Source organism: Nocardia sp. NPDC004068 (assembly GCF_042874315.1).
GTDB lineage: Bacteria > Actinomycetota > Actinomycetes > Mycobacteriales > Mycobacteriaceae > Nocardia.
The window spans coordinates 633,552-659,084 of the sequence record NZ_JBIAMW010000002.1; the positions used below are offsets into that span (position 1 = coordinate 633,552).

The window sequence follows — 25,533 nt, forward strand, 5'->3', positions numbered from 1 at the left end:
GTTCACGTCACACCTGGCATAGCGTTCGACCCGCGAGGTCGGCATTGCTAGGAGGTAACCGTGGACCCGAAGGAGTTGGCGTCTCGGGTAGCGGGACTGCTGTGGGGGCTGGCGGATCGATCCGCCGCCTCCCTGGGGGACGTGCTCGGCGGCCTGAAGGCGGTGGCGGGGGAGACCGAACCCGCGTTGAACGGGCGGTTGCTGGAACCGCTGACCGAACTCCCGCCCCGCGACAGCCTGCTGAAACTGATCCTCGATCTGCTGGGCGACCCGACCGACGCGGGCGCGCCGGTACGGGCCCACGGCTGGCGACGGGCGGACGACGTGCCGCCCGGCATCGCCTTCGTCCTGACCAAGAACGGCTCCCGGGCCGTGCTCGCCGTGTCACCGGGACCGGTGATCGATCTGGTCGTCACCCCGAACGCCACCCTCGACCACACCGCGCTCGGGCCGGAATGCGATCTGCGCGTGGAGGTTTCGACACCCACCGCGTGGACGGCGACCTTCACCCCGGGCGGGGCGGCGGTCACCCCGACCGGTACCGCCACCGTGACCATCGGCCGCAAGCGGCTCGCCCTCGAAGCGGGCGGACCCGGCGTCACCACCGGCCGGGTGGAGGCGAGCCTGCGGGTCTCGCCCGCCGCGCCCGCGCACGTCGACATGACGATCCAGGACTTCCGGGCGCGGCTGCTGCCGGACGCGCTGGCGGGTTTCCTCGGCGGCACCTCCGCCGCGACCACCACCCCGACCGATCTGACGCTCGCGCTGAGCCGGGCCGACGGCCTGCGCTTCGTGGAGGGCGGCGTGCGCGTCGAGAAGCAGGTGACCCTGTCCCTGCCCGGAATCACCGTGCGCCGCTTCGCGATCGAACTCGGCGTACACGGCGACGGCGTGACCCTGACCCCGACCCTGTCCCTGTTCGCCCAGCCCCCGGGCCTGCCCCTCACCGCCGCGCTCGACGGCCTCGGCCTCGGCGTTCCGGTGCTGCTGCCGGATCGGTTCGGGCTCGGCGCCGACCTGACGCCCGCGCTGCCGACCGGCATGGGGATCGATCTGGCGCTGGGTCCGGCGTCCGGAGGCGGCTTCTTCCAGCAGCGTCCCGGCGACGCCTACGCGGGCGGGCTCGAGGTGAACCTCGGCGTCGTCCAGGTCCAGGCGTTCGGGCTGCTGCAACTGCCCAGCGGGACCGAGCCGCTGTCGCTGCTGGTCCTGCTCGGCGCCGAATTCCCGTATCCCGGAATCCAATTGGGCTTCGGCTTCGCGATCGACGCGGTGGGCGGCCTGGTCGGGGTGAACCGGCGCGCGGACACCGACCGGCTGCGGGAGCTGGTGAGCGGCGGCAATCTGGACCGAATCCTGTTCCCGGGCAACGCGATCGCGCGGGCGGACGAGATCGTCGGGGCGCTGGAGGGCGGCTTCCCGGTGGCGCGCGGGCGTTCCCTCGTCGGGCCGATGCTGCGCATCACCTGGGGCGGCCGCATCGTGAGCCTCGCCGTCGCGGTGATCATGCAGCTGCCCGATCCGGGACGGGTGCTCATCCTCGGCCGCGCGCTGATCGCGCTGCCCGATCCGGCGGCGCCGCTGATCCGCTTGCAGGCCAGTGTGTTCGGCAGAATCGACGCGGGCGTCCCGGAGGTCGAGTTCCTGGTGTCGCTGGCCGGATCGTGGATCGTCGGCATCCCGGTCACGGGGGAGATCTACGCGCTGTTCCGCGGCGGGGACTCCGCGGCGTTCGTCCTGTCCGCGGGCGGCTTCCATCCGAAGTACGTCCGGCCGCCCGGGGTGCCGGGACTGCGGCGGCTGACCATGGATCTCGGCGGCGGCGTGCTGGGGTTGCGCGCGGAATCGTATCTGGCGCTCACCTCCAACTCCCTCCAGTTCGGGGCCGAGTTGCATCTGGACGCGACCGTCGCCGAATGCGGCCTGGAGGGCTGGCTCGGGCTGGATGCGCTGTTCGTGTGGGAACCGACGCTGGCGTTCAGCGCGCACGTGCGCGCCGGGGTCGCGGTGCTCGCGTTCGGCGAACGGCTCGCGGGCATTGGCCTCGACTTCACGCTGGAGGGCCCGGCCCCGTGGCACGCGTTCGGCCGGGGGAGTATCGACGTGCTGTTCTGGGAGGTCTCCCTCGACTTCGACGTCCGCTGGGGCGATCCCGCGCCACCCGCGCACGCCGCCGACGACATCCCGGGACTGCTGACCGCCGCCGTGCGCCGCCGCGACTGCTGGGCCCTCGCCCGCCCCGCGAGCGAACGCGCCGGAATCCGGTACACCCCGACCGCGCATCGCGAGCTCGCGGCGGGCACTGTGGCACAAGCGGATTCGGCGCTGCGCCTCACCCAATCGGTGGTGCCGCTGGATCGCCCGTTCGACCGCTTCCACCGCCTGACCGTCCCGCAACAGACCTGGCGGATCGGGACGGTCCGCTTCGGCGGAACCGTTGCCGCCCAGGGCGATCCGGTGACCGAACGATTCGTGCCCGGTGAGTACTTCGCGCTGCGCGACGAGGAACAACTCACCCGGCCCGCGTTCGAGGACATGACGAGCGGCGTCGAACTGTCCGACCCCGAACCCGCACTCGGCCCCGCGCACCTGGTGGACGACAGCTACGAAACCGGCTACGAGGTCGAACCCGGCTGGTTCCCGGCCCCGCCCGGAAACCGCCGCGTCTTCCTGATCCTGCGCGCCGCCCACCACACCGAACTGTTCGCCCGGCCCTCGCGCCCCGCCGAACGCGTCGACCGCTGGCGGCTCGCGCAGCGCGCGATGGACGCCGTCGCGCCGAAGGTGGTGCTGAACCGATGACCCGCCGCTGGTTCCTGCCCTCGGTCACGCTCGGCGCGGCCGCCTCCGCGCACACGGTGACCGCCGCCCGCCCGACCTTCGCGCCGAGCGTCGAGTTCACCTCCACCCTCACCGACCGGCCGCTCACGATCCCCGGCCCCGATCTGCAACTGCTCGGCCCCGGCGACACGCTGGGCTTCGACCCCTCGATGGTCGTGCGCCGCGAACCGCCGCCCGGCCGCGCCGAGGGCATCGGGGACTACCTCGCCCAGATCGAGTTCTCCGACGCCGCCCTGCCGTGGCTGTTCAGCACGCCCGCGCCGGTACGGCTGCCGTGGCTGACCCTGCTGGCGCTGCGCACCACCGAAGGCGAAGTGCGCCAAGGCGATCCGCTGCCCACCGTAGACGTGCCCGCCGCCGCGCGCCCGGACCTCGCGCACGCCGCGTCCTGGGTGCACGTGGAGGCCCGGGTGGAGGGCGACGACCCGCCGGACGCCACCGTGAAACAGGACGTGCGCACCGGCCTCGACACCGTCGTCGCCCGCCTGATCTGCCCCCGCAAACTGAGCGCCGGGGACTGGATCGCCTGCGTCGTGCCGACCACGACCGCGGGCGTGGCGGCCGGACTGAACCAGGCGGTCCCCGCCGACGGCGAGCGGCCCGCGTGGCATCCCGGACAGCACGAGACGCTGACCCTGCCGGTCTACGACTGGTGGGCCTTCACCGTCGGCGACGGCGCGCAATTCGAGACGCTGGCCCGGCGGATCACCCCGATCGTCGCCGCCGAACAGCCCGGCCTGGGCCGCCGCCTGGTGAACGTGCGCACCCCGTGGCCGCACGAGCAGCCGCCCGCGGACACCCCGGTCGAGGTCACCGTCGAGATCCAGGGCGCACTTCGCTTGCCGGACAGCGCGATTCCCGCCGAGGTGTGGACCCACCCGCCGAGCCAGCAGACCTTCGACCGGCTGATCCGCCAACGCGTCGACGCGCCCGCCGACCGCCGCGACCGCGTCGGACAGCCGCCCACTCAGGGCCCCGCGGCGGTCGCCCCGCCGCTGTACGGCGGCAATCACACCGGCGCGCAACGCATTCGGGCGGGCGGCTGGGAGGAGACGCTCAACACCCAGGTCCGCTACCGGGTCGCCGCCGCGATCGGCGCCCGCTACGTGCAACTGGAACAGGAATTCCTCATGGCCCGCGCCTGGGAGCAGGTCGGCGCGGTCGACGAGGCCAACCGGCTGCTCGCCGTCGCCGAACTCGCCGAACAGGGCGGCGAGAGCGCCCAGGGCAAACACCTCGCCACCATGCGGTCCGCCGCCCTGACCGGTCTGGCCGCCGTACTGAGCGCGAAAGTGCCGGTGCCCCAAGCGGATTCGCTGCGCGCCGCGTTCGTCGCCGCGGCCACCCCGGACGGCGCGGAGTCCACCGGCTTCCTGCGCCTCACCCGCCCCACCGGCGGCCTGGCCCGCCGCTGCGCGCGCGCCGCGGGCACCGTCCCCGCGCGCATGGCGACCGGATCGGTGCTCACCGAGACCGTCGGCGGCGCCGAGGTGGTGCTCGCCAAACCCGCGCTGTATCTGGCCGCGATCGACGCGGCGCCGAGCGGCCCGATGGCTCCCGCCGGTGTCGCCCGCGACCGCGCGGCACTGTTCGCCGCCCAGACCATGGTCGGACTGTTGGGCGCGCAGCGCGAAAGTTTCGCCGTGCGAGCCGGTTTCGTCGGCGGCGCCGGACTGGCCGGGCTGGCCGAGGTCACCGCGACCCTGTCGGCGTCGATGGCGGGCGGCGACGAGGCGGTGCCGCGGCCCATGCTGCTGCGCGGCCTGCGCCGCGCGGTCGTCGCCGAGGCGGTCACCGAGCCCACGGCCGTCCAATTCGGCGTCACCATGGGCATCGACACGCTCGCCGACAGCGTGCGCACCGCGATGACGCCGATGCCGCAACACCTCGCCCGCGTCGGGGCGCTCATCGGCACCACCGCGCTGCCCGGCCGCGCCGGGACCGAGGCACGGCCGCTGCGGCCCATCATGGCCCACCCCGAATTCGGTTTCCCGATCGGCGCGGAGATCCTGCACCGCTGGCCGGAGTGGGCGATCCCCGGCATCACCACCTTCCCGGACAACAGCGCCACCCTGTTGCAGATCAACTCCCCGTTCGTCGAGGCGCTGCTGGTCGGGCTGAACCAGGAGTTCAACCGGGAACTGCGCTGGCGGGAATACCCGACCGACGAAGCGGGAACACCGTTTTCGCGGTTCTGGCCGCCGGGCGGGGCGCAACCGCAGTACGGCGAGATCGCGCGCTGGCCCTCCGAGATCCCGCTCGGCGAGCACGCCGCCGAACTGAGCGATCTGCTGGTGCTGCTGGTGCGCGGCGACGTCCTGCGCCGTTACCCGGGCACGGTGGTGCTCGCCGCGAAATCGGTCGACAGCCGGGTGGAGAGCCCCGAGGTGCAGTGGGAGTACCCGCGTTTCGTCCTGCCCGTGGACGAGCACACCAGCCTGTTCTGCTTCGACCTGACCCCCGCGCGGGCGCGGGCGGAGAGGTGGATGTTCGTCGTGCGGGAACCCCTGCGCGGCACCCAGTTCGGATTCGACCCGACCACGCGGCCCGAATACGAGACCTGGTCGGATCTCGGCTGGGATCGAGTCCCGTTGGACGCCAACGGTTTCGTCGACGTGAGCGGCGCCGTCGCCGCGCCGCAGCGGCCGGATCCGGCGGCCTGGCCGGGCGCCGACGCGGGCGATGTCGCGCGCATCGCCTTCCAGCGCGCGTTCCAGGTGGCGTTCTCGCCCAACCGGATGCTTCCGCCCCAGTAGGAGACCCGTCATGTCCAGGACCCACACCGTCGTCGCCGGGGACACGCTGTCCGCGCTGGCGCAGCGCTTCTACGGCGACGCGGCCCTGTTCCCGGCGCTCGCCGCCGCCAACGCGATCACCGATCCCGACCGCATCGAGATCGGGCGGATCCTCGTCGTCCCGGACCTGACCCGCACCCACACCGTGGTCGCGGGGGACACGCTGTCGGCGCTGGCGCAGCGCTTCTACGGCGACGCCGCCCTGTTCCCGATCCTGGCCGGGGCCAACGGAATCGCGGACCCGAACCGGATCGCGGTCGGGCAGGTGCTGGTGGTGCCCGACCTCGCGGCCGGGCAGTCGCCGGCCCCGGCCCTGAGCCGCTCGTACACCGTGGTGGCGGGCGACACCCTGTCGGGGGTGGCCGAACGGTTCTACGGCAACGCCGGGCTGTTCGGCATCATCGCCGCCGCCAACCACCTCGCCGACCCGGATGTGCTCGCCGTCGGGCAGGTGCTGGTCATCCCGCCGCTCACCCGCACCTACGTCGTGGTCGCGGGCGATACCCTGTCCGGGCTGGCGCAGCGGTTCTACGGCAATGCCGCGCTGTTCCCGATCCTGGCCGCCGCCAACGGGATTCCCGACCCCGACCGCATCTTCGTCGGCCAGGTGCTGCTCGTCCCGGATCTGGGCGGCGACCCGCCCCCGCGCGGCGACAGCCCGTTCATGTTGCGCCGCACCGTCGATCTGATCCGGCTCGAGCACGACAACAAGCTCGCGCTGGCCGACGACAAGGAATTCGAACTCGGCCGGGTCCGGGACTGGGTGGCCGGCGATCCGGCCGAGGCCCCGCACGGCAACACCCCGCAATCCATCCTCGCCTCGGTCGAACTCGCGCAATCGGCGCGCCGCGAGGAACTCGACCAGCTGCGCGCCCGGCTGGCCGACGCCACCGCCGCCCTCGCCGCCGCCCTGGACGCGGAGCAACCGCTGTTCGGCACGCACTGCGCCGACCCGATCGCGCTGCTGCCGGTGCGCCTGGAAACCCGGTGGACCGCCGACGGGCGCGCCGTGAAGGTCCGCGTCTATCCCGACGATCTGCACGTCGACAGCTTCGACCCCGCCCTCACCGACGCGGAACTGGCCGCCGCGCAACGCTATTGGGCCGATCCCGGCGAACCCGCGTGGCAGCGGCTGCTCGACGACGTGCGACCGGCCCGCGCGGCCTGGATCACCCGCGCGACCCGGCCCGGCGGCCCGCCGCCCGCGCTGCGGGACCCCGGGCGGCGGCGCATGCCCGAGGTCACCACCCTGCCCACCCGATGGCGTTTCCTCGGCCTGGTCGGCGGCCTGGTCGTGGTCGACCGGACCGGCGCCGACATCCCGAATCCGCTGTCGCTCGGCCTGCTCGCCGCCGACGAGGCGGCCCCCGACCGCGAACACGCCGCCTGGGCCATCGATTTCGACGAGGCGGTGCGCCAGGGCATGGCCGCGGTCCTCGACCTGCCCGACGACGTCGACCACCTCGACGAACTGTTCGTCGTCGGCGTCGCCCAGGACCCGCCCGATCACGCGGCCGCCCGGCTGCGCGACACCCTGCACGGCCACGCCTGGACCGACGGGCTCGCGTTCCTGCCCACCGGCACACCCACCAACAACACCCCGCAGAGCCGCTCCGCCTGGTCCTCGCGCCCCACCGGCACACCGCCCGGACCGACCCCGCCGCGCGCACCCGACATCGCGCCGCGCACCCACACCGTGCGCTCCGGCGACACCCTCTCCGCGCTCGCGCAGGAGTGCTACGGCGACGCTGCCCTGTTCCCGATCATCGCCGCCGCCAACCACATTCCCGACCCCGACGTCATCGACGTGGGCCAGGTCCTGGTCATCCCCGCGAAACCCGGTGCGCCCGAACCGAATCCACCCGCCGCCGACCGGCTGGCCCGCGCCCTCGGCCTGCCCGACGCGGGTTTCCTCACCGAATGCGCCGGGGCCGACGACATCGGCGACGCGGAGGCCGGGGCCTTGGCGCTGTTCGCCTGGTGGGGGCTGACCCAGGAGCTGATCCGCGACCAGAATCTCCTCGACGGCCAGGACCCGACGCCCGGCCTGCGGGCGTGGCTCGCCGTGCGCGAGCAGCTGATCGGATTCGTGCGCGGCCGCGGACCGCTGCCGACCCTGCGCGTCGGCCGCCAGCCCTACGGCGTCTTGCCGGTGTCCACCCTGGACGAATGGGTGCCCGACGACCCCGACGACGCCGCCACCGCGCTGCTGCCGTGGCTGTTGCGGTTGCGGCACCACTGGCGCGGCGCGCTCATCTCCGGCTGGATCCCGCGGGTCACCGACGCGCGGCCCGCCGACCAGGTGGCGGCCGAAATCCTCTCGCGCGTCCCGGTTTCCGTCGATCTGCTGATCCGGCGGGTGCTGTCCACCGGCGGCGGCCGCGAGAAGTTCGACAAACTCGATCTGCGCGCCCCCGGGCCCAGCGTCGCGATCGGCGGCATCCTGTCCGGGCTGCGCTGGGCCACCCCGAGCGAGGACGTCAGCAATCTGGGCTGGATCTCCGACACCGCCCCAACCGATTACGCGGCGGTCACCGAACGGCTCGCGCCGAACCGGGCGCACTATCGAGAACTGTTCGCGCACAGCCGGGATCGGTTCCGTGACGCCGTGGGTGTGCTCACCGGCGAGCTGACCCACGAGCAGTTCACCGCCCGCTGGCCCCTCAGCATCGACGGCGTCTCCCCGGACCGTCCGCACACCCTGTTCGGCGATGTCGGATTCACCGACGACACCGGATCGCCGACCGACCTCCTGCCGTGGCTGGTCACGGTCGGCCAGGAGATCGCCGGGGGTTCCGATCCGGCGGCGCTCGATCTGGCCCTGGCGATACCGAACACCGTCGACCGGCTGCTGAGCCAGCTGATCATGGCGCCGGAGACCCCGCCCGCCGAACTCGACGCCATCGTCGAATTCGGCAGGCGCGGACTGCCCGCCGCGGGCGCCGTCCTCGCCGGGCTCGACGCGCTGAGCACGGTCGCCGACGACGCCTTCGTCCCGCTGCTGTTCGAACTTCTCGACCTCGGCTCGCACCGGCTCGACGCCTGGATCACCTCGCTGGCCACCCGGCGGCTCGCCCGCACCCGAGCGTCCGGCGGGGCGGGGATCCGCGTCGGCGGCTACGGCTGGGCAGAGAATCTGCGGCCCGGCACGGTCCGCGCGTCCGAGGGCTACATCCACGCCCCCTCCCAGCACCACGCCGCCACCGCGGCCGTGCTGCGGTCGGGATTCCTGGCGCACGAGGACGATTCGACCCTGGCGGTCGATCTCACCTCGCGCCGCGCCCGCACCGCCCGCTGGCTGCTCGGCGGGGTGCGGCGCGGGCAGAACCTCGGCGTGCTGCTGGGCTACCGGTTCGAACGCGCGCTGCACGAGGCCGGTCTGGACGTGGTGAAGGAGGCGTTCCGCCGCGTGTTCCCCACGCCGGTGGTGGCCGAACCCGCCGACGGCCACGAGCGCCCCGACCTGTGGGAGCGCAGCTCCGAGGCGATCGCCGCCGCCAATGTCGTCGACGGGGTGGCGTTGGTGAGAAGCCGTGACCTGCAACAGGTTTCGGCGCTGCTGGCCGAGCGCGGCTACCCGTTCGGCAACCCGGCGCTGCCGTCCGCGGCGGAGCTGCCCGGGGTGCTGACGCCGCTGATCGACGATCTGGCCGACGCCCTCGACGCCGTCGGTGATCTGCTGCTGGCCGAGAGCGTGCATCAGCTGGTCGGCGGCAACCCCATGCGCGCGGGCCTCGCCGCGGACACCCTGGGCAGCGGCGGGGACGTCCCCGACCGCTTCGACGTGCTGCGCACCCCGCACCGCGGGCGCGCGATCACCCACCGGCTCGCGAGCGTGCTGCCGCCGAATCCGCCGCGCCCGCCCGGCTGGGGCGTGGACGCGTTCGCCCGGCTCGAGCCGAGGGTGGAGGCGTGGGCGGCCGACCTGCTCGGCGCCGCCACCGACTGGCGGCTGACCGGAACCCTCACGAAAGACGCACGCACGGAGGAGTTTTCGATCACCGTCGACGCGCTGGGCCTCGGCGCGCTCGGGCTGGTCGTCGACCTCGCCGTCGGCGGGCGCCGCCGCGCCACCGCGGTGCTGGCCGAACAACACGCAATGCCCGGCGCCACAGCGGAATTCGACGGCGACTTCGCCGAACTGCACGCCGTCGCCGAGCGCATCGTCCGCCTGCTGGGCGGCGCGTCGGCGCTGCTGCCGCGGCACCTGCTCGGCGACGCGGCCCGCGCGCCCGAACCCGAGGTGACCCAGACGCACGACAGGCTCGCCGCCTTCCTCACCGAACTCGACGATCCGGCGCGGCGCGCGGCCCTCGGCATCGACGGCGACATCCCGAAACCCTTGCGCGAGTTGATATCCGACGCACCCGGACCGGGCTGGCTCGGCGCGGCGTCGCGGCTGCTGGCCGACTTCCTCGGCGTGGCGATCCCGCTCACCGCCGACCTGCCCGGGATGCCGCTGCCCGATCCCGCCGCGACCGGCGCCGCGGTCGCCGACTGGGTGCGCCGCTTCGCCACCATCCGGCCCGGCGTGCGCACCTGGCACGAGACGCTGCTGCTCGCCGGGGTGCGCGCCGGTCACCCGGCCGCGCTGTCGGCATCGCAGACACCCGCCGACGGGCACTGGATCGGAGCGCCCTTCCCGCCCCTCGAACGCCCACCCGCCCGGACGCACCTGGTCCGGCACATCCCGTTCCCGCTGCCCGCGGACCAGCCGCTCGCCGGACTGGTCTTCGACGAATGGGTCGAGGTGCTGCCCGGCTCGGACGCGCTGGCGGCGACCAAGACCGGCCCCGACGCGGTGCCCGTCGAATCCGAACTCACCGGGCTCGCCTTCCACTTCGACCGGCCCGATGCCAAAGCGCCGCAGGCGATTCTGCTCGCCGTCCCGCCCGACCCGCGGCGCGGCTGGACGGCCGACGGCCTGGCCCTGGTGGTGCGCGACACCCTCGAACTGGCCAAGCTGCGCGCCGTCGACCTCGGTGACCTGCCGCTGCTCGACGACGTCGCACCGGTCGTGCGGCTCGACGGACAGGGCGGCGAATCCGGCGTGCTGATCGGCGAATTCTGGCGCGAACTGGCGGAGGACTGACCCATGCCGCGACGTATGACCGATATCCTCGGCAACCCCCGATTCCGGCTCGACGACCGGTTCCGGCTGGAGCCGGTGACCCGCAGCCGGGAGGTCGCCACCGGGCTCAGCGCCCGCGTGCACGATCCCGCCTGGGCGCTGACCCGGCAGTGGCAGTTCGGCGAATTCGCCGGACAGGACGCGGGATCGCCTGTGCTGGTGGAACTCTCGGGCCACAGCACCCTCGTCTCGGCATGGCGGCCCGCGCCCCGGGCGGGGGAGGAGGACGCCGCCGTCCCGGACTGGCACCCTTACGACCCGCGATCGGGCCCGCTGGACGAACTGGTGGAGGCCGAGGACCCGGCCGCGCCCGACGAACTGCGCCGCGTCGAGGGCGGGGCACAGTTCCTGCGGCTGCTCGACGAGCACGGGGCGGGCGACCGTACGGGCGAGGTGCTGGCCGCCTACGGATTCACCGAAACAATCACCGGCACAACGGATCTCGTGACGTTGCTGGCCGCGCGCGTGCCCGACGCGTCGCGCATCGCCACCGAACCCGGCCCGGCCGGGCTGGAGGCCGTGCGCGACGAATGGCTGAAGTGGTGGCAGGGACTGTTCCCACCGGACCTTCCCGACGCCTTCGACCCGCATCGCTTCGAACACCGCGTCGATCTGTCCATCGGCGACAAGGTCTTCCACGCCGAGGAGTACCTCGGTGACGGACTCGACTGGTACACCGTCGATCTCGACCCCGACGCCGCGCCCGCGCCGACGCCGCCCGAGGCACACCCCTTCCACCGCGAGGCCATCCCCGCGACGGTGCGCTACGGGGGCGTTCCCGCCGACCGGTTCTGGGAGATGGAGGACGCGCAGATCGACCTGGGCGCCACCGACGTCGCGACCCTCGACACCGGGCGGCTGCTGCTGATCGCCTTCGCCGAGGTCTACGGCAACGACTGGTTCCAGCTGCCCCTCGAGGTGCCCGCGGGCTCGCTCACCGTCCTGGACCGCCTCGTCGTCGCCGACTCCTTCGGCGAGAAACACGAGATCCCCAGGGCCGGAACCGAAGACGCGGGCTGGAATCTGTTCACCGTCTCCGGCGCCGACGACGGACTGCTGGTCATGCCGTCCGAACGCGGCGCGGTCGGGGAGCCGTTGGAGACGGTGGCGCTGGTGCGCGACGAACTGGCCAATCTCGCGTGGGCCGTCGAGCGCGACTACACCGACGGTCACGGGGTCCGGGTGGATCGGCGCGCGGACTGGCTGCGCCACGCCCCGGCGGGCCCGCCGCCCACCGACCTCGGCGCCTACGCGGTGCAGACCATCGTCCCCGACTTCTGGCTGCCGCTCGTCCCGCACGCGGTGCGCGCGGCCGAGATCCGCTTCGCGCTGGTGCCGCTGTTCCAACCGGGACTGGACTCCGCGCCGCGCGGACGGCTGCTGCGCCCCGACGCCTGGGTGCACGAGGAGGAGATCCCCCGCGACGCGGCCGTGGTCTCGCGGCGAAACGTGGTGTCGCGCTGGTTCGACGGCTCCTGGCATGCCTGGGTGCGGCGCGAGAAGAACCCGGGCGGCGGCGAGGGCTCGAGCGGCCTGGCCTTCGACATCGTCCGCCCCTCCGAACCCTGGCCGTGAACACGAGGAAAGCAGGTATCACCCATGGGCACCATCACCGCCCCACGCTTCGAGGGACTCCGGCAGTTCGGGCTGTGCCTGGACGGCGCGCGGATGACCGAGGCGGGTTTCGACTCCGACGGCAACCTCGTCGTCGACGAACCCAACGACGCCGACACGGTGTTCGCCGTGCAGGAGGCCCTCACCGAACTCGGCTTCGCCGTCGCCGCCTCCGGCGTCTACGACGCCGACACCGCCGAACAGGTGCGGCTGTTCAAGAACGCCCAGAACCTCGCGCTCCCACCGGGTCTCGTCGCCCACGACGGCGTCCTCGGCCCCGGCACCAGCAAGCGGCTCAACGAGATCTTCACCCCGCCCGATCCGGTCGAGGACCCCGAACTGCGCTACACCGACCGCAAATCCTTCTACACCAACCGCGCCCTGGCCAACGCCCACGACGCCGACCACCTGCCCTGGGACCCCGACCAGGGCTTCGCGTTCAATCGCCCGCGCATCGTCGACCTCTACGCCTACTACCGCGACCTCTACCTCCGCGCCCCCACGCAGTTCCTGTGGGCCGGACTCGGCCGCATGGCGGGCGGTGCCGTCGTCGGCGGCCTCGACGCCGACCCCGGCTTCACCGACCAGGCCGTCATGGTCCGCATCGGCCGCGACATCTTCTTCGACCTCGCCTGGCAACACGAGGCGTTCCTCGACGACCCCGGAATCATCCTGGAACTGGCCGATTTACACGACCGCTTCAACCGCTACCCCCGCTACGACGCCAACGGCCCCGTCCCCGCCCAGCCCGGCAGCCCCCGCCGCTCCTACCGCGCCGCCTGGGAGAAGATCCTCACCGGCACCGACGACGCGATCGCCGCGGGCAATCGAGACCTCCTCGAGAACGAACAATTCTCCATCATCCAACCCCACTACGACTTCCTCCGCACCCACGCCTTCGCCGGCCTCCCCACCCCCTTCGTCAACGAAATCCACCCCTACCACCGCGCTTTCATCATCGAACGCCCCCAAGGCGACATCCTCGTCGCCGACGACCGCTGGTCCTGGATCAGCGACCGCATGTGGACCAACTGGGTCGCCGCGGGCGTCGACGAACGCTCCCGACTGGTGCGAATCCCGTTGGAGCGCACGAGCCAGGGGGACTTCGGGGTACCCGGAAGGCCGGACCTGCTGCCGCCCGGCGGGCCGTAGGGCGTCCGGATCGATCCCGCAAGGCCCGCGCCGACATTCGACCATCCAATTTTCGATATTCCATCCAGGAACTCCGCCGCGATTCGCCGAATTCTCGCCGAATCGAACGGCGGGGGCGGCTGCGATGGGCGACGCTCGGGACAAGGGACATCCATCCAACGAGGAGCGGGAGCCGCTGTGTCGGAATCAAGCATGAATCCTGTTGCGCCGCAAGAGAACAGCACGGAACCGGTGGACTATCGGTGGACGACGATCGTGACCGAGGCGAACGGGCGGGAACGGCCGCCGCGGCACGGCGAGGGCCGGTTGGACCAGACGGACGGCTACACCGGGGGCACGTACGACAGTCACGCCGAACTCGCCGCGTCCGTCTTCGCGGACATCTGCGCCGAAGCGGTCGAATACCACCGTGACGCGCTGCTCGACGCGCGGGTGGACGGGGAACCCGACCCCGCCGCGCCGGTCACGGTGACGACCACCGTCCATGACGCGGACGGCACGGTGATGGCCGTTCTCGCCGGACGACTGCGGCATACATCGATCACCGACGACGACATCGACACCGCCGCGGCCACGTTGGGCCGGATCGCCGTCGAGGACGCCCGCCTGGAGATGGGCCGGCTGCGCAAGGCCGTCCCGATCGTCGCCGACCCCGAGCCGACCACCGACCCCGACCTGTCGGAACGGCTGCGCGCCCTGCGCGCCGCCGCGACCGAATTGCGCGCCGAGGTCGACGACCCCGAATACTGCGACCACCGGCTCGCCACCCTCGAGGCCGCCCCCGACCGCACCCCCGACGTCCCGATCGATCGGCAAGCCCGCGTGGACCGTTGGCGCCGCCTGCGCGAAATCTCCACCGAGGCGTACCGAGACGCCTCCCGCCTCGACGACGCCGCCACCCGCCTGCGCCGCGAACTCCGGCCCGCGCGCTGACCAGGTGAAACCGAAAGTCCGTGTCCGAGGCCAAGATCGGCTGGGACACGGACTTCGGGCTCGGGCACCGGTTCGTTTCCCCCCTAAACCGGCCGGTCTGTAGTCACGGTCCGGTGACAACTCACCACAAATCGCCCCGGACACGATTAGCGTGCGAATAGCTGTTCATTGTCGAGCGGTGGTACGGAGATCGGAGATTCGCATGAGCAAGACCGATGTGGCGGCGCGACTGAATCTGGTGTTCGAGATGTGGGAGCGGGCGAACGGAACTCCGCTCGCGGATTCGACTGTGGCTCGGTGGGTGTGCGCCTGCGGCTGCCCGGTGTCCGGGGAGGAGATCGCGCGGGTGCGGCGCGGCGAGCAGGACGCGGTCTCCGGGGAATTGCGGCTGGTCCTGGCGGATGTCTTCGATGTGGATCCGGATTTCTTCGCCGCGCGGGCCGTGCTGGAGGATCCGCGCGACCTCGGGGTTGTGGCCGAATTCGACAACGGCGCGCTGCGGCGGCTCGGCCGGGCCGCGTCCGGACTTTCGGTGCGCACACTGCTGTATCTGGGTTCGGTGGCCGACGCCCTGCGCCGTGCCGAGAATTTGCCGGATGTCGCCAGCACGGCCCGTATTTGACGATCGCGGTCGCTACTTCGCGGTGACCTCGGTGTGCCGATCGCCGGCGTTCCAGGTGATGCTGCCGCCCGCGTAATGACCGACCTTGCCGTTCGGGGCGTTCTCCTCGTCGGTGGTCGGGTAGCCCAGCGCGCCGTTCACACCCCCGGCGCTCTCCCACCGCTGCCGGATGTCGCCCCAGGTGATGTGGGCGCCGGTGGCCGGACTCCAGCAGATCACGCCGCCGGTGAACTCCTGGCACGACCCGCCGTCGGGCCCGGGGACGGCCGCGCCGGTGGGATCGCCGAGAACGCCTGTGGGACCGCCCGATCCGGTGTACTTGCCGAGCACCTGTCCGGAGACGACGATCTCACCGCTCGGGGTGGCGATCCGCGTTTCCGGTGCCGCGGTCCCGGCGGCGGACGTCGTGGCGGGGCTCGCAGAGGTGCTCGTGGCCGATGTCGAGGCGTCGTTGCCGTCGCCGCAGGCGGAGATCACCGCGGCGGCGCCCGCCAATGTCAGTGCGGCGGTGGCGATTCGGGCTCGGCGCATTGTTTCCTCCCGGAAGGTCTTGTCCGCGAAGCGGTTCGAACGACGCGCCCTAGCATAGAACACAGAGCTATCTTTTGGCTAACTCTACGGAAAGGTCCCTGCCGGGAACCGGCGCGGCTCATAGAGCGCAGCGGAGAGGCGGCGCCACGACCACGGGACCGAGATCGCACCCCCCGGACCGCCTGCCTCCCCGCCACTTCGACGCCACCACAGGGCCGAGGTGCTCCACCCAAGCTCTCGCCGAACGCGGTGACCGCCCCACTGTAAAGCCAACCCCACCCCCGACAGCAAACTTCCGGCGTTTCGCGGTGTGTCCCGCTACCGGATCAAGCCAGCGCTCCTTCTCGCCCGCGCTCGCCTGGTGGACCGTCGGGCGCGAGCATAGGTCGTCGCCCGCGCTCCCCTCGGGGAGCATTGGGGGCGCGAGCGTAATCAGCGTGTGGGAGCCGCTTCGCGGTGGGCGGCCCAGAGCCCGGCGGGCGCGTGGGGGAGGCCCGCCTGGGCGAGGGTGAGGATCCCGGCGGGGGCCCGGGCCACGTCGAGGACGGAGCTGACGGCGGGCATGGCGGTCATGGTGTCCCACTCGTGGTTGCCCCAGGTGTCGGGTGGGACGAAGCGGATGCGGGTGTGGACGTCGGGCTCGCCCTCGATCGTGATGCGGTAGTGGTCGTCGTCGAAGACCCAGTTCTCGTTGAGTCGCTTGGTCAGGTACCAGGCGACGTTGGAGCGGATCACGGTGCGGCCGTGGAACTTTCCGTGCCAGGTGCTGCGCAGCGCCGCGATGGTGTCCTGCTCGATGCGCAGCCAGCCGAGGTCCACGGTCTCCGCGGCCGTCGCGTACTCCACGGAGAACTCCAGATCGTCGAGGTCGAAACCCAGCGCGACACCCATGCGCCGCACCGAATCCCGGAACGTGCTCATCCAGAGCTTCGCGATCTCGACGAGTTCCGGTGTCGCCGCGGCCCGCCCGATCCCCAGCGCCCCCCACGTCTCGGCCGACTCGTACACCGACACATCCGCCGACTCCGCGATCGACACCGACCGGACGTCCCGGCACACCGCCGTCAACGCCGTCACCACCGCGTTGACCCAGCCCGGATTGATCCCCGTGATGTGCAGCGAACTGTCCCCTTGCGCGCACGCCTCGGCCAGCCGCCGCTCCGTATCCCCTTGTATCCCACCGACATTGAGGAACAGATTCGTGCTGATGACATCGAGCCCACTCGCCAGCAGCCGCGTCACATGGTCGAGATCGGCCATGAACGGCGTGTAGACGACGGTATCGGCCCCCAGCGCCAGCAAGGCGTCGACATCGGTCGTCGCGACCACACCGGTCTCGGGCCGCCCGCACAGTGTCCCCGCGTCCACCCCGGCCTTGTCCGCCGAATAGGCGTACACCCCGGCCAGCTCCAACCGCGGATCGTCCAGAATCCCGCGCAGACTGAGCTTGCCGACCTTGCCGGTGGTCCATTGGATGACTCGCAACCCGCGACTCCTTCTCCCGGCGGCCGAGCGAGAACGTCATTCTCGTGAACGGAATATAGCCCTACCACCCCGCCCCTGGCAACGAATCCACCCGGCCCGCCACCGCGCAAACTGCTCGATTGTCGAATCCTGTTCTCGCCGACAACTTTCGGAGGGGTACCTGCCCGGCCTGCTCGCGCAGCGCCGCTCGCTGGCCGCCGGGAACGGCGGGCGGATCGCGCCGGTCTACCACGTGCTCTACAACGTGATGCACAGCTTCCTCACCCAGGGCGCCGTGGTCGGGCTGTGGGTGCTCATCGCCGGATGGGAGTGGGCGCTGCTGGTGGTGCCGATCCACTTGTGCGGGGACCGTTCGGTTTTCGGCAATTCGCTCAAACCGCTCACGGTGCCGTTCGACACCAAACGGCCGCTCCCGGCGTTCGTCGAATTCGAGCGCCGGCTCGTCGCCCGGCCCGCGCTCGCGCCCGAACCGGCCTCATCGCGGTGACTCCGCCGCCGCGGCGGGCACGAACAATCCGTCGACCATGCGATCGACGACCTGCCACGCCTGCGCGGTCGCGGTCGCCGGGTCGTCGTGCTGGGAGATCGCGCCCGCCGCGGACAGCAACAGCGAGTACACGATGCGCGCGGTCATCGGGATGGACAACTCGGTGCGCAGATGACCGTGCTCGGCGATCAGCTCGAGCTGCCCGCGGATGAGGGGGAGCACTTGCCGTTCATCGATCTCGCGCAGCCCGTCCAGCCCGAGCACCGCCGGGCCCTGCTGCATGAGCGACCGCTTCACCCAAAGCAGACCCGCTGGTATCGCATCGCCGGATTCGCGGTGGACCACGCCGTGGCGGTCGTGCTCGCGGTGGCCGTCGTCTTCGCGGTGCTCAGCCTGCCGTTCCTCGGTATCCGGCTGGGCAATCCGGACGATCGGGTGCTGCCGGAGACGGCCTCGGCGCGCCAGGTGGGGGATGTGCTGCGCGAACAGTTCGGTCAGGACATCGCGGGGACGGTGCGCATCGTGCTACCCGACGGGGTCGGCGGCGTGGGCGAACTCGGCCGCTACGCCGCCGACCTGTCGCGGGTCCCCGACGTCGGCGGGGTGGCCGCGCCGGACGGAATCTATGTGGGCGGCAACCGATTCGGCACCGCGAACCTCGGCTCCGAACAGCGCGGCGACGCGGCCTATCTCACGGTCACCACGACCCGCGACCCCTACTCCCCGGCGGGCAAGGATCAGCTCGCGGCGCTGAAAGCCGTTCCCGCCCCGGCGAAGACGACGTTCGGCGGGCTGGCCCAGCGCGATCTGGACAATGTCGCGGGCATCACCCGGCACATCCCGTTGGCGCTCACCCTCATCACCCTCGCGACCTTCGTGGTCATGTTCCTGTTCACCGGCAGTCTGGTGCTGCCGGTGAAGGCCCTGATCATGAACGTGCTGGCGCTGTCGGCGGCCTACGGGGTGATCGTGTGGATCTTCCAGGACGGCCACCTGGGCGCGCTGGGGACGCTGAGCACGGGCACGACCTTCGCCGCCATGCCGCCGCTGATCGCGTGCACGGCGTTCGGATTGTCCATGGACTACGAGCTTTTCGTGCTCTCGCGCATGCGGGAGGAATGGCAGCGCACCGGCGGCGACGTCCGCGAGTGGGTGTCGATGGGGCTGGGCCGCACCGGCGCGATCGTCACCGCCGCGGCCACCGTCATGGCCGTGGTGTTCTTCGCCATCATCGCCTCGCGGGTGTCGTTCATGCGCTCGTTCGGTCTGGCGCTCACGCTGACCGTCCTGCTGGACGCCTTCCTCATCCGCATCCTGCTGATTCCCGCGTTCATGCGCCTGCTCGGCCGGGCCAACTGGTGGGCGCCCGCGCCGCTGGCCCGCTGGTACGCGCGGATCGATCTGGGGGAGTCCGACGCGGAACCCGCGTTCCGCCGCTAACCATCTCGACAGGAGCTCCGATGTCCAGCTATCGCTCGATAGTCGTCGGCATCGACGGCGTGACGGGTTCCCCGCACGCCGTCGCCACCGCGGCCAGGCTCGCCTTCGACACCCAGGCCCTGCTCACGCTCGTGGGCGCGTATCCGCGGCTGGCCGGGCACGATCGGGCCGAGATCTCCGACCTGCTGGGACCCGACATCTACAGCGTCCTGCCCGGCGCGAGCCTGGACGAACTGCTGGAGTTCCTCGCCTGCGGCATCCGCGACCGCGGCGTGGACCGGGTCGTCCCGCACAGCGAACGCGGCGCGCCCGCGACCAATCTGCTGCACGTCGCCGATTTCGTGGACGCCGATCTGATCGTGGTGGGCCGCAAGGATTTCGACACCCCGTGGCGGCGCCTCGGCTCCTTCCAGAGCGAGGTCGCCCGCCGCGCCGACCGCGACCTGCTGATCGTCGCCCCGCGACACCGCACCGAACCGGCCCCGGAAGCGTAAGCGCCGCATATATTTCTCGCATGTCCCGCGGTCGTCGTTCCCGCCTCCGGAGCTGGCCCGCGGCCGCTCTGCTCGTGGCCGGTCTGCTCACCACCACGGCCGCGACCGCGGCCGCGCTTCCCGAATCACCGCCCCGGACCGACGTTCTGACGTTCGACGACCCGGCGATCGGTACCACCGCCCCAGGCGGCACCCTGCTCCATGGTCGCACCCGGCTCGAGGTCGACGTCCGCCTGCCCGCCGGATACGATCGGCACCCCGACGCGACCTACCCGGTGCTCTACCTGCTGCACGGCGCGCAGAACGAACCGCGGACGTGGACCGACCGCCCCGAACTGCGGGAGTCGATCGACGCGACCGCGGCGATCGTGGTCATGCCCGACGCCGGGAACGTCGGGATGTACACGAATTGGCGCGCGCCGGGCGGTCCGCGGTGGACCGATTTCCACCTCGGCACCGTCATCCCTCGCATCGAGCACGACTTCCGCGTCCGCCCCGGCCACGAATGGCACACCGTCGCAGGCGTTTCCATGGGCGGCCAGGGAGCGCTCCGCTACGCCGAACTCGCGAGCGACTACTTCGGTTCCGTCGCGGCGCTGTCCCCGGCCCTGCCCGATATCCGGTCACCCGAGATGTCCACGCTGTTCCCGCTCGCCATGGGCGCGGCCGCCGGGCGCGTCGTGCGCTACGAGGACGTGTGGGGTCCGGTCACCGGCCCGTACGCCACATCGATGAACCCCCTCGATCAGGTGGCGAGACTCCGCGATACCCGAATGTTCGTCTCCGCCGGGGGTTTTCCATGCCCGGACGAACGCGACACCAACGTCTTCGGCATCGCCGAACCGTTGATCAGGCTACAGGTCCCGCGCCTCGCGGACACGGCCCGCGCGGCCGGCGCCGACGTCACCGTCCGCTACGACTGTGGCCTGCACAGCTGGGCCGAGTTCGGCCGAGCCCTCCACCAGGCCGTCGCGGACTGGGGGATGTTCGGTTGATCGACTGTCCGGGGTCGCTCACGAGCGGATCTCCGGGCAGGTCCACTTGTCGTAGGTGGCGTAGTCGGCGTGCGCGAGGGCCGACAGCCGGGTGACGGTCATCCGGACCGAGGCGTCGTCGGCGCGCACGATGACGAGGTAGCCGAGTTCGGGGGTCCATTTCGCGGGGACGAGGACGATCCGGTCCGGCCGCACCTCCAGCACGCGCAGGCAGCGGTACCGGTAGCGGAAGGTCTGCCCCTCCGCGTCGGGCAGCCGGGTCTCGCTGACCAGTTGCGGTGGCGCGTACAGCCTTTCCTTGGTGTCGAGTTCGACGACGGTCTCCCGTCGCCACAGCCCGGCGGCGGTCCGCTCGCCCCCGTGCAGCCCCGACCAGGTGGCGTAGATATTGGTGAGCCAGAACAGCGCGAGGACGATCGCCGTCGCCGCGACCCCGAGGGTGACCCGGCGGTGCGTCGGCGAAAACGCCTCCGCCGCAACGGGCTTCAGCTGAGCGAGGATCCACAGCCCCGCCAGGACCAGCCCGGCGCCGACGGCGAGGGCGCCGGGCGTGAGACCGGTGAAGGTGATGATCTCCAACGCGGGAGCCGTCACCCCCAGCACGCCGCGGACGAGCAATACCGCGCCCACCCCCAGACACGCGATGCCGAACCAGCGAATCCCCCTGCGCCGCCGCCCCTTTCCGATCGCCCGCCGCAGCAGCGCGCCCACCGAGATCACCACCCACACCAGCACGAGCATCGCGATCGCGGGCGGATACAGCACACCGACGCTGCGGGTCACATAGTCCCCATTGGTCAGCCCGAGCGCGTTGGCGTCGAGACCGAAGTAGCCGTAGTACTTACGCGCCTCCACGAGCCCGAAGTAGTAGGCCAGACCGGTGATGAGCGTGGTCGGCGCGAGCACGGCCGCGACCACACCGATCCACTTCTCGATCCCCGCGGTGGATCGCTCGGCGTCGCGGCTCATCGCGTTCCGCTGGGCGGGGGCGGCGGCGTACCGCCGGTGACTCCCGGGTGGGACGTACTCGGGGGGACGGGTTCGGTGGTGGATCCGACCGTCGTCGGTGTGGGTGTGGTGGGCCGTTCCACGCCGGTGCCCGGATCGGTCGGGCGCGGTCCGGTGCTGTGGTTGGGAATCGAGAATGTCGACGGCTCGGGCACGAGGGGTCCGTGCGTGGTCGTCCGCTCGCCGCCGGTCGGCCCGCCGTCGGTCGAGGTCGGCAGGGGACCGTTGCCGGTGGTCCGGACCGAACCGCCGCCGGGCGTCGGGCCGTCGGACCGATCACCGCATCCCGTCAGCGGCGACAGCAGGACGACGGCGACCAGGAGGGCGCACGCGGTGGTTCGTCTCGCAGACATCTGTCGGTCCTCGGCTCGCTGCGTTCGGCGGAGCCCGATCATGCGCCCCGCGGCCACCCGAGCGCTCGGGTAATCGACTACCCGAATTCGTCCCGCCCCGGCCGTGACAGCGAAAGCGCGTGTCACTGGCCACATTTCGACGCTGTCACAGCGGGCGGGTGGTCGGCATCTTGTGTGCGTACGACAGCAACCCATCACAGCGAGGACGAAGTCATGGAACAACGATTCACCCTCACCGACAACGCGCTCGGCGCGAAGTTCGCCAAGCGGTTCGGCAATGCCAGCCTCGTGGTCGCCCAGTCGACGCTGCCCAAGGCCACCCAGGACCTGGTCATGCTGCGGGTGAGCCAGATCAACGGGTGCGCGTGGTGCACCGATGTGCACGGCAAGGATCTCGCCCACGACGGCGAGCCCGCGCACCGCGTCAACCTGGTCGCGGTGTGGCGCGAGGCCACGGTCTTCACCGAGGCCGAGCGGGCGGCGCTGGCCCTGGCCGAGGAGGGCACCCGCATCGCCGACGCGCACCGCGGCGTCTCCGACGAGACCTGGGCCGCGGTGCGCGCGCACTACGACGACGACCAGACCGCCGCCCTCGTCGCCCTGGTCGCCCAGATCAACGCCGCCAACCGGCTCGGTGTGATCGTGCGCCAGCAGGGCGGGTCCTATCGGCCGGGCATGTTCGCCGAGATCACCGCCTGAGCCGAGGGCCGCCCCGGCCGAGGACCGGGGCGGCCACCTACCGCGCGCTCACAGGGGAGCCCTATCGCGGGGGCAGGTATTCAGTTGTCCCACAGCGCCTTTCGGCTACACTGCGGCCCGCTCGCCTTTCAGGTGCCGGACGAAGAACCGCTGGGCGTTGTCCGCCGCGAACCACGGCACACCGGTGTGCCCGCCCATATTCGCCTGCAACGTCTTCTCCGTCGAGCCGAAGGCGTCGAACAGGTCCAGGGCGAGTTGGCGGTCGTTGCCCTCGTCGTCCCATTGCAGCAGGACGTGCAGCGGGATGGTGATCCGCCGGGCCTCCGCGAACATCGCACGGGGCACGTAACTTCCGGCGAACAGGAGGGCGGCGGTGATGCGGGGTTCGATCACCGCCAGGCGGATGCCGAGGGCGATCACGCCACCGGAGTACCCGACCGGTCCGGTGATGCCGGGCAGGTCGAGGACTGCGTCGATGGTGGCCTGCCATTCCGGGGCCGCCTTGTCGACCAGCGGGGTGATGAGCCGTTCGACGATCTCGTCGGCGACCGGCTCCCCGGCGGTGATCGCGGCGCGCAGGTCCGCGCGGGCCCGTTCCGCGTCGGGCGACGCGGGACGGTCACCGCTGCCGGGCAACTCGATGGTGACCGCGGCGAAGCCCTCCGCCACCGTGTGCCGGGCTCGGGCCGCGAGCCGGGGATACATCCTGCGCACCCCGCCCGGATGCCCGATCAGGACGAGCGGGACCGGCTCGGTGATCGTGTCGGGCGTCCACAGGATGCCGGGGATGTCGCCCAGGGTGAACTCGCGTTCGACGACGCCGTCGTCGAGACGCCGTTCGGAAATGAATTGCATGGTTGTGCCTTTCGGGAGTCGCACTCGAAAACGGCGCTCCCGGACGACCTATCGCCCGACCGTGACCCCGAAGGGGAGCACCCAAATCACTACTGTGTTCACGGGTACCACCTCCTCGTTCTCCGGCACGGCTTCCGGAAGGTTAGCAGTGGGCGGTCGTGATCCGCCAACCCATTTTCGACGTGCGCCGATGAGTTTCGATTCCCCGAGAGGTCTACGTGTCATGAGGAAACTGATCTACGACTTCAGCGTGTCCCTGGACGGCTACATCAACGACCGCGACGGCCGCATCGACTGGTCCGATCCCGACGAGGAACTGCACATGTTCCACAACGACCGCTACCGCAATCTCGAGATCTCCCTGCACGGCCGCCGCCTCTACGAACTCATGGCCGAGTACTGGCCGCACGTCCACGCCGACGCGCATCCCATCGAGCGCGACTTCGCCGAACTCTGGACGAACAAACCCAAGTACGTCTTCTCCCGCACCCTCACCGAGGTCCACTGGAACAGCACCCTGATCCGCGAGAACGCGGTCGAGAAGGTCCGCGAACTCAAGGCCGCGGGCGACGGGGTGATGGAGATCGGCGGCGCGAACCTCGCGGCCAGCATCCTGCCGCACGACCTCGTCGACGAGTACCAGGTGTTCGTCCTGCCCGTGATCCTCGGGGGAGGCACCCCGATGTTCCCGTCGCTGCCGAAACGCACCCGCCTCCGGCGTGTCGAGACGAGGGAGTTCAACACGGCGGTGATGTCGCGGTACGTGGTCGACCGATAGCCTTGGCGCGCAATGTATTCCGTGCCCGCGACGGGCCTGGCCGCAGTGAAAAATACCTAGATGGGCATATGCGCATCCAATGATGTGTGCTGCTCATGTCGCAGAGGTGGAGTCGCTCACTCTGAAACAAGCCGAGGAAGGGGAGGGGGCCGCCGAGTCCGGCGGTTTCGCCGACGAGCTCGGTGGTAGCGCGCACGGGAGCGGAGGGAACGCTGGAGCCACGGGAGGTGCCATGTGTCGTTTGTTCGGGATGACGGCGGGTCGGCGGCGGGTGCACGCGACGTTCTGGTTGCTCGACGCCTCCGACAGTCTGGCGCGGCAGAGTCGCCGTGAACCGGACGGCACCGGCCTGGGCGTCTTCGAACCCGACGGGACGCCGGTGGTGCGCAAGCAGCCGATCGCGGCCTACCGGGACAGCGCGTTCGCGCGCGAGGCGAAGGAGTGCGAGTCCGGTACGTTCCTCGCGCACGTGCGGTACGCCTCGACGGGGGCGACCACCACGATCAACACCCATCCGTTCGAGCAGCGGGGACGGATCTTCGCGCACAACGGGGTGGTCGGCGACCTCGGTTCGCTCGAGCGCGAACTGGGCGACTACCGGGACCTGGTCGCGGGGGACACCGACTCCGAGCGGGTCTTCGCCCTCATCACCAAGAGGATCGACGAACACGACGGCGACGTGCGCGCCGGTATCGCGGCGGCCGCGACCTGGATCGCCGACCACCTGCCGGTCTTCGCGCTCAATCTCCTCCTCACCACACCGGATGAGCTGTGGGCGTTGCGCTATCCGCGGACCCACGACCTGTTCGTGCTCGAACGCGCGGCGGGCGGCGCGCAGGGCAGGCGGCATCTGGAACACGCCAGCGCCGCCGGACGTATCCGCGCCCGCTCCGGCGATCTGGCCGCCCACCCCGCGGTCGTCGTCGCCAGCGAACGCATGGACGAGGATCCGGGCTGGCGCGAGCTGCCGGTGGGCCGGCTGCTGCACGTCGCACCCGACCTCACGACCACCATGCACCCGATCCTCGACCACGCCCCCCGCCACCCGCTCACCCTCGCCGATCTGGGCGAGCACGCCGCCGCGTCCCAATCGGGGACCTGATCCGTCGCTCGACCACGCCCCCCACCGATCACGAAAACCATTGCCGCCGGGCCGATTACGTTCGAGTCAGTGGCGGTAGGCGGTCTATCCGGCCGTGCCAACCGGCAGCAAACCCTTTACCCACGAGGCCACGTAGCCGACGGCTGACATGGAGCGCTTTCGGCCACCGGCTCCCCACCACGACCTCGAGTTGCCCGCACACCCGCTGGATCGGCAGC

The 25,533-nt window shown here is 71.4% G+C and carries 20 protein-coding genes and 1 pseudogene; 15 read left to right on the forward strand and 6 right to left on the reverse strand.

Annotated features, from left to right (window positions below):
• The first annotated feature begins 60 nt into the window (after positions 1-60).
• From ACFYTQ_RS06995 to ACFYTQ_RS07030, 8 genes and pseudogenes are all read left to right on the forward strand, one after another.
• Positions 61-2,802, forward strand: a complete 2,742-nt coding sequence (locus tag ACFYTQ_RS06995; RefSeq protein WP_387357717.1) for a DUF6603 domain-containing protein — start codon at positions 61-63, stop codon at positions 2,800-2,802.
• Positions 2,799-5,597: a hypothetical protein gene (locus ACFYTQ_RS07000; RefSeq protein WP_387357718.1), complete on the forward strand. Its 2,799-nt coding sequence runs from the start codon at positions 2,799-2,801 to the stop codon at positions 5,595-5,597. Before ACFYTQ_RS06995 ends, ACFYTQ_RS07000 begins: the two co-directional genes overlap by 4 nt.
• Before the next feature lie 10 nt (positions 5,598-5,607).
• Positions 5,608-6,255, forward strand: a pseudogene (locus ACFYTQ_RS07005) (LysM peptidoglycan-binding domain-containing protein); the annotation flags it as partial.
• Positions 6,229-10,728: a LysM peptidoglycan-binding domain-containing protein gene (locus ACFYTQ_RS07010; RefSeq protein WP_387357971.1), complete on the forward strand. Its 4,500-nt coding sequence runs from the start codon at positions 6,229-6,231 to the stop codon at positions 10,726-10,728. The pseudogene ACFYTQ_RS07005 and the gene ACFYTQ_RS07010, both read left to right, overlap by 27 nt.
• 3 nt (positions 10,729-10,731) lie before the next feature.
• Complete coding sequence (locus tag ACFYTQ_RS07015; RefSeq protein ID WP_387357719.1) at positions 10,732-12,342, forward strand: hypothetical protein; 1,611 nt, start codon at positions 10,732-10,734, stop codon at positions 12,340-12,342.
• A 24-nt stretch (positions 12,343-12,366) separates the two neighbouring features.
• Complete coding sequence (locus ACFYTQ_RS07020) at positions 12,367-13,533, forward strand: hypothetical protein (RefSeq protein ID WP_387357720.1); 1,167 nt, start codon at positions 12,367-12,369, stop codon at positions 13,531-13,533.
• Positions 13,534-13,725: 192 nt separating this feature from the next.
• Positions 13,726-14,466: a hypothetical protein gene (locus tag ACFYTQ_RS07025; RefSeq protein ID WP_387357721.1), complete on the forward strand. Its 741-nt coding sequence runs from the start codon at positions 13,726-13,728 to the stop codon at positions 14,464-14,466.
• A 202-nt stretch (positions 14,467-14,668) separates the two neighbouring features.
• Positions 14,669-15,088, forward strand: coding sequence for a hypothetical protein (locus ACFYTQ_RS07030; protein ID WP_387357722.1), 420 nt, complete (start codon positions 14,669-14,671; stop codon positions 15,086-15,088).
• A 12-nt stretch (positions 15,089-15,100) separates the two neighbouring features.
• On the opposite strand, the gene ACFYTQ_RS07035 is transcribed toward ACFYTQ_RS07030, so the two are convergent.
• Positions 15,101-15,619 (reverse strand): LGFP repeat-containing protein, encoded by a 519-nt coding sequence (locus ACFYTQ_RS07035; RefSeq protein WP_387357723.1) that lies wholly within the window; start codon positions 15,617-15,619, stop codon positions 15,101-15,103.
• Between the two features lie 432 nt (positions 15,620-16,051).
• Positions 16,052-17,104, reverse strand: a complete 1,053-nt coding sequence (locus ACFYTQ_RS07040; protein ID WP_387357724.1) for a hypothetical protein — start codon at positions 17,102-17,104, stop codon at positions 16,052-16,054.
• Positions 17,105-17,336: 232 nt separating this feature from the next.
• Here ACFYTQ_RS07040 and ACFYTQ_RS07045 point away from each other — a divergent pair, with 232 nt between their 5' ends.
• The gene (locus ACFYTQ_RS07045; protein WP_387357725.1) at positions 17,337-17,591 is read left to right on the forward strand and encodes a hypothetical protein; all 255 of its coding nucleotides are present in this window, start codon (positions 17,337-17,339) and stop codon (positions 17,589-17,591) included.
• On the opposite strand, the gene ACFYTQ_RS07050 is transcribed toward ACFYTQ_RS07045, so the two are convergent.
• Complete coding sequence (locus ACFYTQ_RS07050; RefSeq protein ID WP_387357726.1) at positions 17,580-17,873, reverse strand: hypothetical protein; 294 nt, start codon at positions 17,871-17,873, stop codon at positions 17,580-17,582. The genes ACFYTQ_RS07045 and ACFYTQ_RS07050 overlap by 12 nt on opposite strands.
• A 54-nt stretch (positions 17,874-17,927) precedes the next feature.
• Between ACFYTQ_RS07050 and ACFYTQ_RS07055 the strand changes: the two genes are divergently transcribed.
• Genes ACFYTQ_RS07055 through ACFYTQ_RS07065 form a run of 3 tightly spaced genes read left to right on the forward strand, consistent with a single transcriptional unit; the run spans position 17,928 to position 20,520 of the window.
• Entirely contained in the window at positions 17,928-19,031 is a 1,104-nt protein-coding gene (locus ACFYTQ_RS07055; RefSeq protein ID WP_387357727.1) for an MMPL family transporter, read from the forward strand.
• A gap of 20 nt (positions 19,032-19,051) precedes the next feature.
• Positions 19,052-19,525 carry a universal stress protein gene (locus tag ACFYTQ_RS07060; protein ID WP_387357728.1) on the forward strand — a complete coding sequence of 158 codons (474 nt, stop codon included), beginning with the start codon at positions 19,052-19,054 and terminating at the stop codon, positions 19,523-19,525.
• Between the two features lie 20 nt (positions 19,526-19,545).
• On the forward strand, positions 19,546-20,520 hold the full coding sequence (locus tag ACFYTQ_RS07065) for an alpha/beta hydrolase (RefSeq protein ID WP_387357729.1): 975 nt from the start codon (positions 19,546-19,548) through the stop codon (positions 20,518-20,520).
• A gap of 18 nt (positions 20,521-20,538) precedes the next feature.
• On the opposite strand, the gene ACFYTQ_RS07070 is transcribed toward ACFYTQ_RS07065, so the two are convergent.
• Complete coding sequence (locus ACFYTQ_RS07070) at positions 20,539-21,489, reverse strand: hypothetical protein (RefSeq protein ID WP_387357730.1); 951 nt, start codon at positions 21,487-21,489, stop codon at positions 20,539-20,541.
• Positions 21,486-21,881, reverse strand: a complete 396-nt coding sequence (locus ACFYTQ_RS07075) for a hypothetical protein (RefSeq protein WP_387357731.1) — start codon at positions 21,879-21,881, stop codon at positions 21,486-21,488. Before ACFYTQ_RS07075 ends, ACFYTQ_RS07070 begins: the two co-directional genes overlap by 4 nt.
• 213 nt (positions 21,882-22,094) lie before the next feature.
• Here ACFYTQ_RS07075 and ACFYTQ_RS07080 point away from each other — a divergent pair, with 213 nt between their 5' ends.
• Positions 22,095-22,580, forward strand: coding sequence for a carboxymuconolactone decarboxylase family protein (locus ACFYTQ_RS07080; protein WP_387357732.1), 486 nt, complete (start codon positions 22,095-22,097; stop codon positions 22,578-22,580).
• A 105-nt stretch (positions 22,581-22,685) separates the two neighbouring features.
• Here the strand turns inward: ACFYTQ_RS07080 and ACFYTQ_RS07085 are convergent, their stop codons facing one another.
• Complete coding sequence (locus ACFYTQ_RS07085) at positions 22,686-23,435, reverse strand: dienelactone hydrolase family protein (RefSeq protein WP_387357733.1); 750 nt, start codon at positions 23,433-23,435, stop codon at positions 22,686-22,688.
• 223 nt (positions 23,436-23,658) lie between these two features.
• Here ACFYTQ_RS07085 and ACFYTQ_RS07090 point away from each other — a divergent pair, with 223 nt between their 5' ends.
• Together ACFYTQ_RS07090 and ACFYTQ_RS07095 are read left to right on the forward strand one after the other, a co-directional pair.
• Positions 23,659-24,213, forward strand: coding sequence for a dihydrofolate reductase family protein (locus ACFYTQ_RS07090; protein ID WP_387357734.1), 555 nt, complete (start codon positions 23,659-23,661; stop codon positions 24,211-24,213).
• 232 nt (positions 24,214-24,445) lie between these two features.
• Positions 24,446-25,315: a class II glutamine amidotransferase gene (locus ACFYTQ_RS07095; RefSeq protein ID WP_387357735.1), complete on the forward strand. Its 870-nt coding sequence runs from the start codon at positions 24,446-24,448 to the stop codon at positions 25,313-25,315.
• Positions 25,316-25,533 lie beyond the last annotated feature (218 nt).

Bases quoted from the DNA above. Each gene is read 5' to 3' on its own strand.
- ACFYTQ_RS07000 (WP_387357718.1), top strand. From the start codon at position 2,799: ATGACCCGCCGCTGGTTCCTGCCCTCGGTCACGCTCGGCGCGGCCGCC.
- ACFYTQ_RS07015 (WP_387357719.1), top strand. From the start codon at position 10,732: ATGCCGCGACGTATGACCGATATCCTCGGCAACCCCCGATTCCGGCTC.
- ACFYTQ_RS07020 (WP_387357720.1), top strand. From the start codon at position 12,367: ATGGGCACCATCACCGCCCCACGCTTCGAGGGACTCCGGCAGTTCGGG.
- ACFYTQ_RS07025 (WP_387357721.1), top strand. From the start codon at position 13,726: ATGAATCCTGTTGCGCCGCAAGAGAACAGCACGGAACCGGTGGACTAT.
- ACFYTQ_RS07030 (WP_387357722.1), top strand. From the start codon at position 14,669: ATGAGCAAGACCGATGTGGCGGCGCGACTGAATCTGGTGTTCGAGATG.
- ACFYTQ_RS07035 (WP_387357723.1), bottom strand. From the start codon at position 15,619: ATGCGCCGAGCCCGAATCGCCACCGCCGCACTGACATTGGCGGGCGCC.
- ACFYTQ_RS07050 (WP_387357726.1), bottom strand. From the start codon at position 17,873: ATGCAGCAGGGCCCGGCGGTGCTCGGGCTGGACGGGCTGCGCGAGATC.
- ACFYTQ_RS07060 (WP_387357728.1), top strand. From the start codon at position 19,052: ATGTCCAGCTATCGCTCGATAGTCGTCGGCATCGACGGCGTGACGGGT.
- ACFYTQ_RS07065 (WP_387357729.1), top strand. From the start codon at position 19,546: ATGTCCCGCGGTCGTCGTTCCCGCCTCCGGAGCTGGCCCGCGGCCGCT.
- ACFYTQ_RS07070 (WP_387357730.1), bottom strand. From the start codon at position 21,489: ATGAGCCGCGACGCCGAGCGATCCACCGCGGGGATCGAGAAGTGGATC.
- ACFYTQ_RS07075 (WP_387357731.1), bottom strand. From the start codon at position 21,881: ATGTCTGCGAGACGAACCACCGCGTGCGCCCTCCTGGTCGCCGTCGTC.
- ACFYTQ_RS07080 (WP_387357732.1), top strand. From the start codon at position 22,095: ATGGAACAACGATTCACCCTCACCGACAACGCGCTCGGCGCGAAGTTC.
- ACFYTQ_RS07085 (WP_387357733.1), bottom strand. From the start codon at position 23,435: ATGCAATTCATTTCCGAACGGCGTCTCGACGACGGCGTCGTCGAACGC.
- ACFYTQ_RS07090 (WP_387357734.1), top strand. From the start codon at position 23,659: ATGAGGAAACTGATCTACGACTTCAGCGTGTCCCTGGACGGCTACATC.
- ACFYTQ_RS07095 (WP_387357735.1), top strand. From the start codon at position 24,446: ATGTGTCGTTTGTTCGGGATGACGGCGGGTCGGCGGCGGGTGCACGCG.